The sequence below is a fragment of the Yersinia sp. 2542 StPb PI genome, assembly GCF_048593855.1.
In the GTDB taxonomy this organism is placed as follows: domain Bacteria; phylum Pseudomonadota; class Gammaproteobacteria; order Enterobacterales; family Enterobacteriaceae; genus Yersinia; species Yersinia enterocolitica_E.
The window spans coordinates 1-12,106 of record NZ_JAZGQA010000136.1 but is presented as its reverse complement, the minus strand read 5'-3'; the positions used below and the strand labels follow the sequence as shown (position 1 = coordinate 12,106).

The following is a 12,106-nucleotide window of genomic DNA, read 5'->3' as shown; positions in this document are numbered from 1 at the left end:
ATATTAGTCTAACTTGAGGGAAGCGTTCGCAAGTGTTGCCATTTTGTTGCATGATGAAATGCTATTTCTTGATAAAATATTGAATCCTCTACAATGAAAAAAATAGCGCTCACCACATTACTCTGTGTCAGTACCGCTTCCATCGCCGCGCAACAAGTTGATATCACTATTTTAGGCACCTCTGATTTACATGGTACTTTTGTGCCGTGGGACTATGCCAGCGACAGTGAAAACTTAGCCGGCAGTCTGAGCCAGATAGCCACGAAAGTGCAAAAAATACGGGCTGAACAGCCGAATGTGATTCTGGTCGATGCCGGTGATACCCTTCAGGGCAACTTTGTTGAAACCTTTAAAAATGAGCCGATAAGCCCGATGATTCTCGGCTTCAATGCCTTGAAATATGATGCCTGGGTGATGGGCAACCACGAATTTGATTTTGGCCTGAAAGCCCTTTCCACTTCACTAAAACAATTTGATGGCACGGCACTGGCGGGGAATATCTTCTGGGATTCAGGTAAACCTTACCTCCCCTCTTATAAAATCATCGAACGTCAGGGGGTGAAAATCGGCATTATTGGCATGGATACCCCAATGACTGCGGAGTTTGCACAAGGCACCGACCGTATCAATGGCATTCATTTCACCGATCCAGTACAAGAAGTGAAAAAGGTTATTCAGCAAATCCAGCCACAAGTAGATGCCATCGTGCTGGTTGCCCATATGGGAGTCGATAATGAGAATCAGCGCCCTGGCACCGGGGTTGGCGATATCGCCAAGGCCAATCCAGAGCTGGCAGCCATTGTCGCAGGCCATATGCATGTGAAGATTGATAAAGCAGTGGTTAACGGTGTCATTATCACTGAGCCGGATAAGTATGGCCGCGCGCTCTCCCGCATTGACCTGAAATTTGAGCAGCGTGAGGGGAAATATCATCTGGTGGATAAAGACAGCTATACCTACCCGATCAAGGGAGTCGAGTCTGATAAAAAGCTGGAAGCGATTTACCAGCCTTATCATGATATTTTGCGCGCCAATGCTAATCGGGTGATTGCAACCTTGAGCGGCAGTAATCTGGTACCGGCCGATGAGATTAAAGGTATTCCTCAGGTTCATATTCAGGATACCGGTATCAGCGCGTTGTATCAGGAGGCGGCACATTATTATGCTCCTCAGGCGCAGGTTATTGCCTTACAGATTGATAACGACCATCCTAAACTGGATGTCGGGGATATCACCGCTAAAGACATTGCATTTAACTATCAATATGCCGGCGGTGAAATCACCGTTTATGCTCTGACCGGTAAAGCGTTAAAACAGTACATGGAGTGGTCGGCTGATTACTTTAATCAGGTTAAAGCGGGTGATGTCACCTACAGTTTTAATCCACAACGTCGCGCTTCAAAATATTCGACCAATGACTTCTTCGATGGTGTGACTTACACCATTGATTTACGTCAGCCAGTCGGCTCACGTATCACCGACCTGCGCCTCAATGACGGCACGCCTGTTACCGATAGCACCCCTATTCATCTGGGCATGAACAGTTACCGGATGGGGCATTTGACGCAAAAAGGTGGCGCATTGGAAGGACAGAAATTCCAAGTGTTATCAGACAGTAAAGCACAGTACGGTGAGGAAGACGGCACAATACGTAATCTGACCATTCGCTATTTGACTGATATTAAGGCCGGGAAGTATGAGGGTAAAGCTCAGCAGCGCTGGCATTTAATCGGGTTGGAAGGCTACGAGAAAGAGCGGCAGATTGTTAAACAGCTGATTAATAACGGCACACTTGCTGTGCCCGTGACGGCTGATGGCCGCTATACCAACATCGCGTCTATCAATGTCAAAGATAAGTTGTTTAAGGATAGAGCCAGTTATGATGCTGCATTGGCTGCGTTGCAGCAACAAACTGCCAGTGCCAGCACTGAGCAGGCTAAGCAACAAGCGCAAACAGATATTATCTTAATCACCGCCCTGAATACGTTCTGATTAGCCACAAAAAAGGCCACCGCAAGGTGGCCTCAGGTGTCGAACTAACACTGAAACCAGTGCACTTGATGTTATTTATTACTTTGGTAAACAGCTTTCACGGCATTACCAATTTCAGCCAGGCTACGGACTGTTTTCACACCGGCAGCTTCCAGCGCCGCGAACTTATCATCCGCAGTTCCTTTACCACCCGCAATGATGGCGCCTGCGTGGCCCATACGCTTACCTTTTGGTGCAGTTACACCGGCGATGTAACCCACAACAGGTTTGGTCACGTGATCTTTAATATAAGCTGCGGCTTCTTCTTCAGCGTTACCACCAATTTCACCGATCATCACAATAACTTCAGTCTGCGGGTCTTCCTGGAACAACTTCAGAATATCAATGAAGTTAGAGCCTGGGATCGGGTCGCCACCGATGCCAACACAAGTTGACTGACCGAAGCCGATATCCGTGGTTTGTTTTACCGCTTCATAGGTCAAAGTACCGGAACGAGAAACAATACCCACTTTGCCCGGTAAATGAATGTGGCCCGGCATGATGCCAATCTTACATTCACCTGGGGTGATAACACCTGGGCAGTTCGGGCCGATCATCCGTGCATCAGACTGTTCTAATCTGACTTTTACTACCAGCATATCCAGTGTTGGGATACCTTCAGTAATACAGATGATCAGTTTGATACCGGCATCAATAGCTTCCAGAATGGAGTCTTTACAGAACGGCGCTGGCACGTAGATAACAGATGCCGTAGCACCGGTAGTTTCTACTGCTTCACGTACGGTATTGAATACTGGCAGGCCCAGATGCTGGGTGCCGCCTTTACCTGGCGTTACGCCGCCAACCATTTTTGTACCATAGGCAATAGCTTGTTCGGAGTGGAAAGTCCCCTGGCTACCGGTAAAACCCTGGCAAATAACTTTGGTGTTTTTATCAATTAAAATAGACATTATTTAGCCCCCACTGCCGCTACAACTTGCTGAGCCGCATCTGTCAGGCTGGTCGCAGCAATGATATTCAAACCGCTGTCTGCCAATTTTTTGGCACCCAGTTCAGCGTTATTTCCTTCCAGACGAACCACCACTGGCACGTTTACGCCCACTTCTTCAACCGCACCAATGATGCCGTCAGCGATCAGGTCACAGCGCACAATGCCGCCGAAAATGTTAACCAGAACCGCTTTCACTTTGTCATCAGACAGAATGATTTTGAATGCTTCAGTCACGCGCTCTTTGGTTGCACCACCGCCAACATCGAGGAAGTTAGCCGGTTCACCACCGTGAAGTTTCACGATGTCCATGGTTCCCATTGCCAAACCGGCACCGTTAACCATGCAACCAATGTTGCCATCCAACGCCACGTAGTTCAGTTCCCACTGCGCCGCATCAGCTTCACGTTTATCTTCCTGCGACTTATCACGCATTTCACGCAGTTCTGGTTGACGGAACAAGGCGTTACCATCAGCACCCAGCTTGCCATCCAGACAGATCAGATCACCTTGTTTGGTAATCACCAGCGGGTTGATCTCAACCATCGCCAGGTCACGTTCCAGGAACAATGTTGCCAGGCCCATAAAGATCTTGGTGAACTGAGTGACTTGCTTACCGCTCAGGCCCAGTTTAAAGGCTAACTCGCGGCCCTGATAAGGCTGCGGCCCCGTCAACGGATCCAATGCAATTTTGTGGATCAGTTCAGGCGTTTCTTCGGCAACTTTCTCAATTTCAACACCGCCTTCAGTGGATGCCATAAACACCACGCGACGGGAGCTACGGTCAATAACCGCGCCCAGATACAGCTCTTTATCGATATCAGTCGCAGCTTCAACCAGAATTTGGTGAACCGGCTGACCGTGGGCATCTGTCTGGTAGGTCACCAGGTTTTTACCCAACCACTGTTCAGCGAAAGCACGAATATCTTCTTTGCTGTTAACCAGTTTCACGCCGCCCGCTTTACCGCGACCACCCGCATGCACCTGACATTTAACCACCCACGGGCCAGCACCGATTTTAGATGCGGCTTCTTCTGCTTCACGCGGTGTAGTACAAGCGTAGCCAGTTGGCGCTGGCATGCCATACCGAGCAAACAGTTGTTTTGCCTGATATTCGTGTAAATTCATGATGTTCTATCCATATAAGGTCTGAGATGGGCCGAAGCCTACTAGGTAGCCTGATTGCACGGAGGCAGGTTAATCAACACCTTGCAATCAGACTGACCTTGTCATTTATCTTTTTTATACGTCGAGCAGTAAGCGAGCTGGATCTTCCAGCATCTCTTTCACCGTCACCAGATAACCCACGGACTCGCGGCCATCAATCAAACGGTGATCGTAGGACAGTGCCAAATACATCATTGGCAGAATCACTACCTGACCATTTACCGCCATTGGCCGGTCTTTGATAGCATGCATACCAAGGATCGCGCTTTGTGGTGGGTTAATGATCGGAGTCGACATCAGGGAGCCGAATACGCCGCCATTGGTAATGGTGAAATTACCGCCAGTCAGCTCTTCTACTTTCAGTTTGCCGTCACGGCCTTTTACAGCCAGTTCTTTGATTTTCTTCTCGATATCAGCCATACCCAGTGTATCTACATCACGCAATACTGGAGTCACCAGACCGCGCGGGGTAGAAACCGCAATACTGACATCAAAGTAGTTGTGATAGACCACATCTTCGCCATCAATAGAAGCATTCACTTCAGGATAACGTTTCAAAGCTTCAACTACCGCTTTGATATAGAAGGACATAAAGCCCAGACGGACACCGTGGCGCTTCTCGAAAGCTTCACCGTACTGCTTACGCAGGTCCATGATCGGCTTCATATTGATTTCGTTAAACGTGGTCAGCATTGCTGTACTGTTTTTCGCTTCCAACAAACGCTCAGCAACACGTTTACGCAAGCGGGTCATAGGTACGCGTTTTTCGCTACGGCTAGCCAGTGCCGCAGGTGCGGCGGCGGCTACTTTGGTTTCAGCCACTGCCGGTGCCGTTTTACGGTTTGCCAAATGACTATCGACATCTTCACGGGTAATACGGCCACCCACGCCACTGCCTTTAATGGCAGTAGCATCAAGGTCATGTTCTGCAATCAGACGACGAATTGCCGGGCTGAGAGTATCGTTACTCTCTTCTTCCAGGCTAGCGGTCTGGCGCTGCGCCGGAGTGGACTCAGTGCTTTGACTTTTTTCTTCCGTCGGCTTACCTGAGCTGTCACTTGGACGAATACGGCCCAGTACCTGACGTGAGGTCACAGTCGCGCCTTCGTCTTCCAAAATGGCGTCTAAAATACCGTCCTGACTGGCCGGAACTTCCAGAATCACTTTGTCCGTTTCAATCTCAACCAGCACTTCATCGCGTTTAACGCTGTCGCCCGGTTTCTTGTGCCAAGTTGCTACAGAGCCATCAGCGACAGACTCAGGGAGGTCAGGAACATTAATATCTACGCTACTCATTCTCTATCCTTTATATGTTAACCGGCTCGCTACTCGACGGTCAGCGCGTCATTAACCAGAGCTTGTTGTTGTTTCTGGTGTACGGAAATGTATCCAACTGCCGGTGAAGCTGATGCCGGGCGACCTGCATAACGCAAGGAAGCGCCAAATGGAATCACTTCGCGGAAGTTGTGCTGACTACAATACCAGGCACCCTGGTTCAGCGGCTCTTCCTGGCACCAGACGAAATCATGCACATGAGCGAACTGTTCCAACACCGCTTGTACAGCATGATGCGGGAACGGATAAAGCTGCTCGATACGCACGATAGCAACATCGGTTTGCCCATTCTTACGGCGTTGTTCCAGCAGGTCGTAATACACTTTGCCTGAACACATGACGACACGTTTGACGCCTTTCGCATCCAGCTCGTCAACTTCACCAATCGCTGGCAAGAAGCTGCCATTTGCCAATTCATCAAGCGATGATATGGCCAACGGATGACGCAACAATGACTTAGGTGACATTACCACCAGCGGGCGACGCATACCACGTAATGCCTGGCGGCGGATCATGTGGTAAACCTGCGCCGGCGTAGAGGGGATACACACCTGCATATTTTGTTCGGCACAAAGTTGCAGATAACGCTCCAATCGTGCGGAGGAGTGCTCTGGTCCCTGCCCTTCATAACCATGTGGCAGCAACATCACCAGGCCACACATCCGGCCCCATTTCTGCTCACCGGAGCTGATGAACTGGTCGATAACCACTTGCGCACCGTTGGCAAAGTCACCAAACTGCGCTTCCCAAATAGTCAGGGTGCGTGGTTCTGCGGTGGCATAGCCATATTCAAATGCCAACACCGCTTCTTCTGACAGCACGGAGTCCCAGACCTGGAAGTCACCCTGCCCGCTGTGTACATTCGCCAGCGGCACATAAACCGAGCCATTTTTCTGGTTATGAATCACCGCATGACGATGGAAGAAGGTACCGCGACCCGCATCTTCACCAGATAAACGAATCGGAATCCCTTCATCTACCAGCGTTGCGTAAGCCAGTGTTTCAGCCCCACCCCAGTCAAACGGTTTCTCACCACTTGCCATCAAAGCACGATCGCCATAAATCTTGGCAACACGGGATTGCATTTCAATGGCTTCCGGTGCATGGCTGATGCGACGCGCCAGATCTTGCAGGCGTTTCATCTCAACTTTGCTTGGATATTCTTCGTCCCACTCATGGTTCAGATACGGCGACCAGGTGAAGGATTGCAGATTCATCGGACGCCACTCTTCCACCACACAGTCACCACCATCCAGCGCATCACGATACAGGTTGACCATTTCCGTGGCATCTTCCAGGCTGGCGATATTTTGCTCGGTCAGCTTGTCAGCATAAATCTTGCGCGGCGTCGGGTGTTTTTTGATCTTCTGATACATCACGGGCTGCGTTGCACTTGGCTCATCGGCTTCGTTATGCCCATGGCGGCGGTAGCAAACCAGATCGATCATCACGTCACGTTTAAAGGTGTTACGGAAATCCAACGCCAGACGGGTAACAAACGCCACAGCTTCAGGATCATCAGCATTCACGTGGAAAATCGGTGCCTGTACCATTTTGGCGATATCGGTACAGTACTGGGTAGAACGCGCATCCAGTGGGTTCGACGTAGTGAAACCAATCTGGTTGTTGATAACAATGCGCACCGTCCCGCCCACTTCATAGCCACGTGCCTGTGACATATTCAGTGTTTCTTGCACCACGCCCTGGCCGGTAATCGCCGCATCACCATGAATAGTGATTGGCAGAACCATATTACTGCGTGCTTCATCCAGACGATCACGGCGTGCACGTACCGAACCGATAACCACCGGGCTGACAATTTCCAGATGGGATGGGTTAAAGGCCAGTGCCAGGTGAACCAGGCCGCCTTCAGTTTCCACATCGGATGAGAAGCCTTGGTGATATTTAACGTCACCGGTCCCCAGATGTTCTTTATGCTTACCGGCAAATTCGTCAAACAAATCTTCCGGCTTTTTACCCAAAACGTTGATCAATACGTTGAGGCGGCCACGGTGAGCCATCCCCAGAACCACTTCACGGGTACCATTTTTCCCCGCATGGCGAATCATCTCTTTCAGCATGGTGACCAGCGAATCGCCGCCCTCCAGCGAGAAACGCTTCGCGCCCGGGAATTTAGCCCCTAAATAACGTTCCAGACCTTCAGCGGCAGTCAATTCGCTCAGGAAGCGACGTTTTTCTTCATCACTGAATGTCGGTTTCCCAACCACCGACTCAATACGCTGCTGAAGCCAGCGTTTTTCTTCGGTGTTGGTAATGTGCATGTATTCAGCACCGATAGAGCCGCAATAGGTCTGTTTCAGTGCTGCATACAGGTCAGACAACTTCATGGTTTCTTTGCCAATAGCAAAAGAACCCACATTGAAGGTGTTTTGGAAATCGGCTTCGGTCAGGTGGTGGTAGGAAGGCTCGAGGTCTGGAACAGACTCCTGCTTCCACAAACCGAGTGGATCAAGGTTGGCATGTTGATGACCACGGAAGCGGAAGGCGTTGATTAACTGCAACACCTTAACTTGCTTGGCATCATTTTCAGGATCGCTGATGGATGAGTTATAACGAGAGGAATCCTTCGCCAGGCGACGGAAATACTCACGTGTTTGAGAGTGGAACTGATCAGGTTTTACACCCGTTGTTGGTAGCTGTTGAAAAATTGAACACCAACTATCATCAACGGAACCAGGATCGGTTAAAAAGTCTTCATAGAGCTGCTCTATGTAGGACTGGTTCGCGCCCGCCAGATAGGAGGAATCCAGCCAGGCCTTCATTGCGCCGTTCTGCATCATGATCCCTTAAGCTTTGAAGCTTCAGTTTTCGCCGTGGTTAACATATACACCGTAGTATCAACGGTTTGCCGTAAAAACGGTTCACTCGACGTGCTCAATGCACGTTCTGTTATGGACCTTAACGGTCCCGTTCAAGGAACCTCTAAAAACTGACTGCATGCCGGCTTTTAGAGATTCCCTACCTTGAAGCAACCCGGGAAATACATTCCCCGGGTTAATAAACTCACATCATGCACTACGTTGCAACTATCATTCGCTACCCTGTAGCTATCAATCACTACACTGTAGCTATACATGCGCTACGCTGTAACTATCATGCGCTACGCTGTAACAACATAGACTTAATGTGACCAATTGCTTTGGTCGGGTTAAGGCCTTTAGGACAAACACTGACACAATTCATGATGCTATGGCAGCGGAAAACACTAAAAGCGTCGTCCAGGTCATCCAACCGTGCTGCTGTTTCGGTATCACGGCTGTCAATCAGGAAGCGATAAGCAGCCAGTAACCCTGCCGGGCCGACAAACTTATCTGGATTCCACCAGAATGACGGACAAGATGTCGAGCAACAGGCGCACAGGATGCATTCATACAAACCATCCAGTTTTTCGCGCTGTTCCGGGGATTGCAGATGCTCACGTGCCGGCGGATTTTTGCCATCATTCAACAGGTAAGGTTTAATTTTCTCGTACTGAGTATAAAACTGCCCCATATCGACCACTAAATCCCGCACCACCGGTAACCCCGGCAATGGGCGAATCACAATCTTTTTATTACCCTTTTGCAATGCCGAGACTGGCGTAATACAAGCCAGACCGTTTTTGCCATTCATATTCAAACCGTCTGAACCACACACACCTTCACGGCATGAACGGCGAAACGACAGGGTAGGATCTTTTTCTTTCAACTGGATGAGCGCATCCAGCAACATCATATCCCGGCCTTCTTCCGCTTCCAGCTCATAATCCTGCATGTGCGGCGCGTTATCGATGTCCGGGTTATAACGATAAATTGAGAACTCAAGTTTCATGACCTTTTCCTCCGCAATGGGTTAGGTTTAACCCTATCAACACAACACATGCATTAATAAGAACGCACTTTCGGCGGGAATGCCGCGCGTAGCTTAGGCTGCATGTTTACCTCACGGCGGGTCATGCTCTCAGTGTCTGGCAAATAGAGCGAATGGCACAGCCAGTTAGCATCATCACGATCCGGGAAGTCAAAGCGGCTATGAGCACCACGACTTTCGGTACGGAAGTTTGCTGATACGGCAGTGGAAAACGCAGTTTCCATCAGGTTATCCAATTCCAGACATTCAATACGCTGGGTATTGAACTCGCTGGAAGTGTCATCCAGACGGGCATTTTGCAGACGTTCGCGGATAGTTCTTAACTCTTCCAACCCTTTCGCCATCGCATCACCTTCGCGGAATACCGAGAAGTTATGCTGCATGCAAGATTGCAGTGCTTTGCGGATCTCAACTGGATCTTCACCTGAACGGGTGTTGTTCCAACGGTTCATTCGTTCCAGTGAGGCTTCAATATCTGATTCGCTAGCATCGCGGCTAGCACCCTGCTCCAGTAATGACTCTTGCAGATGCATACCGGCGGCACGACCAAACACCACCAGGTCCAGCAATGAGTTGCCCCCCAGGCGGTTGGCACCGTGGACGGAAACACAGGCGATTTCACCGACCGCAAACAAACCAGGGATGACAACATCTTCACCCTTTTCATTTACTGTAATTGCCTGGCCGGTCACTTTGGTCGGAATACCGCCCATCATGTAATGACAGGTTGGAATAACCGGAATAGGCTCTTTAATCGGGTCAACGTGAGCAAAGGTGCGAGATAACTCAAGGATGCCCGGCAGACGGGATTCCAGCACATCTTTACCTAAATGATCTAACTTCAGTTTGGCATGTGGGCCCCAAGGACCATCACAGCCACGACCTTCACGGATTTCAATCATAATGGAACGTGCAACCACGTCACGACCCGCCAAATCTTTGGCGTTCGGGGCATAACGTTCCATAAAGCGTTCACCGTGCTTATTCAGCAGATAACCGCCTTCACCACGGCAACCCTCGGTAACCAGCACCCCCGCCCCAGCGATACCCGTCGGGTGGAACTGCCACATTTCCATATCCTGCACCGGTACACCGGCACGCAGTGCCATCCCCACGCCGTCACCGGTATTAATGTGCGCATTGGTGGTTGATTGATAGATACGACCCGCACCACCGGTGGCCAGCACCGTGGCCCGCGCTTTGAAATAGACCACTTCACCGGTTTCAATACAGATAGCCGTACAGCCAACAAAGGCGCCATCCTGATTTTTCACCAGATCCAGTGCATACCACTCAGAGAAGATAGTGGTGTGGTTTTTCAGGTTTTGCTGATAAAGGGTGTGTAATAGCGCATGGCCGGTACGGTCAGCGGCTGCCGCAGTTCGCGCCGCCTGCTCACCGCCAAAGTTGCGCGATTGCCCACCAAATGGCCGCTGGTAAATGCTGCCATCTTCTAAACGGGAGAAAGGTAACCCCATATGTTCCAGTTCGAGTACCGCCTCTGGACCGGTTTTACACATATATTCAATGGCATCCTGGTCACCGATATAATCGGAACCTTTTACCGTGTCATACATATGCCATTCCCAGTTATCTTCATGGGTATTACCCAGCGCCACGGTAATACCGCCCTGCGCAGATACCGTATGGGAACGGGTAGGGAAAACTTTAGATATCAGGGCACAAGACAGCCCCATTTGTGAAATTTGCAGTGCGGCGCGCATACCTGCACCACCTGCACCGACGACAACAGCGTCAAACTCTCTGACCGGCAGTTTCATTTAAGCACCCCACACCACAATTGTTCCATACAATAGATAGACCAGCAGCGTAACCACGACGGCCAGTTGTAACACCAGTCGTACCGCTAGCGGCTTTATATAGTCCGTTAATACCTGCCACAGACCAATCCAGGCGTGAGCCAGAATCGACAGTAAGGTCAGCAGGGTAAATACTTTTGTGATGTGCGAGGCAAAAAAGCCGCGCCAGATTTCATAGGTGATGTCCGGGACAATAACGACGAAGCCCAGGATATAAAGAATATAAAGAGTGATGACGATTGCAGAAGCACGCAGTAACAGCCAGTCGTGTACTCCATTACGCCCTAACGCAGAAGCATTGCTTACCATACGAGGACTCCAGCTAAAACTGACAGCACCAAGGTTAACACCATTGTTACTTGGGCGGAGCGGGTCCCCGCAGCCAAGCTCTCTTCGATGTAGCCAAAATCCATAAGCAAGTGACGGATGCCACAGCAAACGTGATAGGCCAGTGCAGTAAGTATTCCCCAGAAGATGAATTTAACAATAAAACTATTCATGACAGCCGCTGCTTGCATGAATCCCTCTTGCGAGGAAACAGACAAACCTAACAGCCAAAGGAGGATACCAACGGCAACGAAAGTAATTACGCCAGAGACTCGGTGTAAAATGGACGCTATCGCAGTAACGGGAAATCGAATCGTTTGCAGATCCAAGTTGACAGGTCTTTGTTTTTTCACGGTTTTGCCCACACAGCTCTTATTATTTTCCTTCCTCCGGGCCTTGTTGGGATCAGACAGCGTTAAGAGCCGAAACCCTTCACATCGCACATTTAAACATAACATCCTGCATGCCTAGATGACGTGTTCTATATAACGCTGGGTGCTCCTACTTCAGGGTAATCCGGAGACCTGGCGGCAGTATAGGGGGTTCACATTCTTATTACAATTCCCACACAAACCGATTGGTAACATTTCCCCTGAACAGTGATTAG

The 12,106-nt window shown here is 49.9% G+C and carries 9 protein-coding genes; 1 reads left to right on the top strand and 8 read right to left on the bottom strand.

The window, feature by feature from the left end; translation table 11 throughout:
- Positions 1-93: 93 nt before the first annotated feature.
- Positions 94-1,992 (top strand): bifunctional metallophosphatase/5'-nucleotidase, encoded by a 1,899-nt coding sequence (locus V1952_RS15510; RefSeq protein ID WP_420075061.1) that lies wholly within the window; start codon positions 94-96, stop codon positions 1,990-1,992.
- A gap of 71 nt (positions 1,993-2,063) precedes the next feature.
- On the opposite strand, the gene sucD is transcribed toward V1952_RS15510, so the two are convergent.
- From sucD to sdhC, 8 genes are all read right to left on the bottom strand, one after another.
- Entirely contained in the window at positions 2,064-2,942 is an 879-nt protein-coding gene (gene sucD / locus V1952_RS15505) for a succinate--CoA ligase subunit alpha (protein WP_372558362.1), read from the bottom strand.
- Positions 2,942-4,108 carry an ADP-forming succinate--CoA ligase subunit beta gene (gene sucC / locus V1952_RS15500; protein ID WP_372558361.1) on the bottom strand — a complete coding sequence of 389 codons (1,167 nt, stop codon included), beginning with the start codon at positions 4,106-4,108 and terminating at the stop codon, positions 2,942-2,944. The genes sucD and sucC overlap by 1 nt, the downstream gene beginning before the upstream one ends.
- A 114-nt stretch (positions 4,109-4,222) precedes the next feature.
- The gene (odhB, locus tag V1952_RS15495) at positions 4,223-5,443 is read right to left on the bottom strand and encodes a 2-oxoglutarate dehydrogenase complex dihydrolipoyllysine-residue succinyltransferase (protein ID WP_083159597.1); all 1,221 of its coding nucleotides are present in this window, start codon (positions 5,441-5,443) and stop codon (positions 4,223-4,225) included.
- A gap of 29 nt (positions 5,444-5,472) precedes the next feature.
- Entirely contained in the window at positions 5,473-8,280 is a 2,808-nt protein-coding gene (sucA, locus tag V1952_RS15490) for a 2-oxoglutarate dehydrogenase E1 component (RefSeq protein WP_420075062.1), read from the bottom strand.
- 316 nt (positions 8,281-8,596) lie between these two features.
- Complete coding sequence (locus V1952_RS15485) at positions 8,597-9,313, bottom strand: succinate dehydrogenase iron-sulfur subunit (protein WP_083159601.1); 717 nt, start codon at positions 9,311-9,313, stop codon at positions 8,597-8,599.
- 53 nt (positions 9,314-9,366) lie between these two features.
- Entirely contained in the window at positions 9,367-11,133 is a 1,767-nt protein-coding gene (gene sdhA / locus V1952_RS15480; protein WP_083159603.1) for a succinate dehydrogenase flavoprotein subunit, read from the bottom strand.
- Positions 11,134-11,481, bottom strand: coding sequence for a succinate dehydrogenase membrane anchor subunit (gene sdhD / locus V1952_RS15475; RefSeq protein ID WP_050098880.1), 348 nt, complete (start codon positions 11,479-11,481; stop codon positions 11,134-11,136). It lies immediately after the preceding gene.
- A complete protein-coding gene (sdhC, locus tag V1952_RS15470; protein ID WP_372558360.1) occupies positions 11,475-11,864 on the bottom strand; it encodes a succinate dehydrogenase cytochrome b556 subunit in 390 nt (129 codons plus the stop codon). The genes sdhD and sdhC overlap by 7 nt, the downstream gene beginning before the upstream one ends.
- Positions 11,865-12,106 lie beyond the last annotated feature (242 nt).